Origin of the sequence: Devosia sp. (genome assembly GCF_028290645.1) — a bacterium.
In the GTDB taxonomy this organism is placed as follows: Bacteria; Pseudomonadota; Alphaproteobacteria; order Rhizobiales; family Devosiaceae; genus Devosia_A.
Genome location: NZ_JAQGJL010000277.1, coordinates 1 through 2,716, shown reverse-complemented (window position 1 = coordinate 2,716; position 2,716 = coordinate 1). Strand labels below are relative to the sequence as shown.

The following is a 2,716-nucleotide window of genomic DNA, read 5'->3' as shown; positions in this document are numbered from 1 at the left end:
ATCAAGCAAAAATCTTCGCCCGCTCCGGTTCGGGCGGACCCGGGGCCGTCAGTTTCCGGCGTGAAAAGTTCATCGAGTATGGCGGACCCGACGGCGGCAATGGCGGCAAGGGTGGCGACATCGTGTTCGAGGCCGTGGCCGGGCTCAACACGCTGATCGACTTTCGCTATACTCAGCATTTCCGCGCGCCGCGCGGCAAGGGCGGTTCGGGCAGCAACCGCACCGGCGCGGGTGGCGAGGACCTGGTGATCAAGGTGCCCGTCGGGACGCAGGTCCTGTCCGAGGACAAGGAAACCGTGCTGCTCGACTTCACCAAGGTCGGCGAGCGCGTCGTGTTCCTGCGCGGGGGCGACGGCGGGCGCGGCAATGCCAGCTACAAGACCTCCACCAACCGCACCCCGCGCCAGCACGGCACCGGCTGGCCCGAGCAGGAGGCGTGGGTGTGGTTGCGCCTCAAATTGCTCGCCGATGCTGGGCTGGTCGGGCTGCCCAATGCCGGCAAGTCGACCTTCATCAACCAGGTTACCAACGCCCAGGCCAAGGTCGGCGAATACGCCTTCACCACCACCCGGCCGCAGCTCGGCGTGGTGCGCCACCACCAGCGCGAGTTCGTCGTCGCCGACATCCCCGGCCTGATCGAGGGTGCGGCTGAGGGTGCCGGCATCGGCGACCGTTTCCTGGGGCACATCGAGCGCTGCCAGGTGCTGCTCCACCTCGTCGACGCAAATGACGAGGATGTCGCCGAAAGCTATCGCATTGTTCGCGATGAACTCGAAAACTACGGTGCCGGCCTGACCGACAAAAAGGTGGTTATAGCCCTCAACAAGATCGACACCCTCGACGACGAACTCATCGCCGCATTGTCCGCGGAACTCGAGGAAGCCAGCGGCGCCGAAGTGATCCCCATCTCCGGCGCCGCGGGGACCGGCGTGGACTGGGTGCTCGACAAGCTACTCGAAGCGATCGGAGACCACGCCAAGGTCAGCGCCGACGACGAAGGCGAGGACGCGATCGAATGGTCGCCAGTGTGAGCCTGAAGCGGAGCGAAAGGTTAGGCGAAGGTTAGCTGATGCCCATCATCGTCGGAGAGGGTTGCCCTCAGCGGGCCTAGTCTACTTCGGTGAGGCGCGACGGAGCCGCCATGCGTGGTGCTGGACGATGTTTGATCCACGCCTCGCGCACCGCTCGGCGGCCGGGGCGCTCGATCAGACGAAGCGCCACATCCGACAGGGCGAGGACGACGATCGCAAAGGTCAGGTAGAGCGTGATGACGCCCATCGAGCTGGCGTGTGACTTGCCGAGTATTCTGAAAAAGATGCTCAGCACCGGATAGTGAATCAGATAGATTCCGTAGCTTCGCTCACCCAGCCATAGCAGCGGGCGCGCTTCGAAGGCCTTGATGCGCAACACCAGCAACAACGCAGACGGCCAAGCCAGCAGGTCCAACGGCAGCAATGGGCTGTAAGAGCCGACATCCGCCATCGCGCCGATGGCGAACGTCAGGGCAAGGACGATTGCCGGCACTCGCTCCAGAAGGTCACGACACTGCCACATCAGCTGCCCGATGAAGAACCCGAGGACTCCGCCGATCAGATAGTCGGCGCCCCAGGGCCCGCCGGACAATCCGAGTAATGCGAGCTTCGTCACGATCAGCGCGACGAGTGCGAACGAAACCCATGTAAGCGTTCGCTTGCCCGAACTGGCTGCCAGCGCGAACAGAAAGTAGCAGAGCATTTCGACGGAGATCGACCAGCTCGGGCCGACGAAACCGGCATCGGCCCCGGGTACTAGCCCTTGCAGCATGAAAAGGTGGCACAGGAAGATCGGGATCGTGTTTTCCGGCCTCCCCCAATCGAGCACGGCCACGATCAGCAACATGGTTAGATGAAGCGGATAGAGTCGCGCGATGCGCGCCACGGCGAAGTCGCCGAGCTGACGCCCGTTTCGCAACGCCGTGCCGCCGGAATAGACATGCGCGAAGATGTAGCCGGAGATGACGAAGAACAGATCGACGAAGGTCCAGCCCCATCGAAAGAACCAGCCGGCGACGCCGCCATAGAAATCGCTGAGGCCGTTATAATAAAATATTTGGAGGTGATACGCGGCGACCACGCACGCCGCGACGCCGCGCAGTCCATCAAGCCGTGCCAGACGCGTTGGCGGAGTATATGTCGACCGCTCCATCGCGTTCGCGCTAACGACCCGGAATTACCTTATGGTAAACGTGACTAGTTCGCCAGCTTGGTTCCTAGTGCAGGCATGCTACGACCGCTTTCCACCGACAGCGGACATCTCGATTGGCGTGGCCCGCGGGGACGCGCTAACGGGCTTGGATGCACGTCTTCACTCCTGCCGGCTGCTCTCGCCTGATCGTCAAGGTTGGGTCGTCGCTGCTCGTCACGCCCGAGGGCGAAGTGCGGCGGGACTGGCTCGCGAGCCTGGTCGCCGACATCGCCGTCGCTGCTAAGGCGGGGCAGCAAATCGCGGTGGTCTCGTCGGGCGCCATCGCGTTGGGGGCGCGGCGGCTGAAGCTCGCCAAGGGTGGCCGCGCTAGCCTGGAAGACGCACAGGCGGCTGCCGCAACGGGGCAGATCGCGCTTAGCCAGGTCTGGGCCGAATGCCTCGCCGCCGAAGGGCTGACCGCGGCGCAGATGCTGGTGACGCTCGACGATCTCGAGGACCGACGGCGCTATCTGTATGCGGCGGCGACGCTCGA

Annotated in this window: 2 protein-coding genes and 1 pseudogene; 2 read left to right on the top strand and 1 reads right to left on the bottom strand. The window is 64.0% G+C overall.

Annotation, left to right across the window (positions count from 1 at the left end; genetic code table 11):
- Positions 1 to 1,031, top strand: a 1,031-nt coding sequence (obgE, locus tag JWQ89_RS14915; protein WP_299642259.1) for a GTPase ObgE, incomplete at its 5' end; no start/stop codon positions are given.
- Positions 1,032 to 1,107: 76 nt separating this feature from the next.
- Here obgE and JWQ89_RS14910 read toward each other — a convergent pair.
- A complete protein-coding gene (locus tag JWQ89_RS14910; protein ID WP_299642258.1) occupies positions 1,108 to 2,184 on the bottom strand; it encodes an acyltransferase in 1,077 nt (358 codons plus the stop codon).
- Between the two features lie 149 nt (positions 2,185 to 2,333).
- On the opposite strand from JWQ89_RS14910, the pseudogene JWQ89_RS14905 reads away from it, so the two are divergent.
- Positions 2,334 to 2,716: pseudogene (locus tag JWQ89_RS14905) on the top strand (glutamate 5-kinase); the annotation flags it as partial.